Origin of the sequence: Pseudoalteromonas sp. SIMBA_162 (genome assembly GCF_046535955.1) — a bacterium.
In the GTDB taxonomy this organism is placed as follows: domain Bacteria; phylum Pseudomonadota; class Gammaproteobacteria; order Enterobacterales; family Alteromonadaceae; genus Pseudoalteromonas; species Pseudoalteromonas marina.
This window is the reverse complement of record NZ_JAWJBQ010000557.1, coordinates 1-264: the sequence shown is the minus strand read 5'-3', so window position 1 is coordinate 264 and position 264 is coordinate 1. Positions and strand designations below refer to the sequence as shown.

Sequence of the window (264 nt, the reverse complement as noted above, 5' to 3'; positions counted from 1 at the left end):
AGCGGCGGCAAGATTGAAGTGCTGGTTGAACGGATGCTCGACGACAAACGCATTCTTGCGCATATTCGCGCCTCGAAAGCGCCAAAACCTGGCGCAGAACTGCTGCTGGGCGATGACGAAAGTATTAACGCAACAATGACCGCGCGCCACGGCGCACTGTTTGAAGTCGAATTTAATGATGAACGCTCGGTGCTGGATATTCTCAACAGCATCGGCCATATGCCGCTGCCGCCGTATATCGACCGTCCGGACGAAGACGCTGAC

At 55.3% G+C, this 264-nt stretch carries 1 protein-coding gene; it reads left to right on the top strand.

Features of this window, described 5'->3' with window-relative positions:
* Window positions 1-264 (top strand): S-adenosylmethionine:tRNA ribosyltransferase-isomerase (locus R0J88_RS20900; RefSeq protein ID WP_410901010.1); only part of this gene is annotated, 264 nt, incomplete at both ends.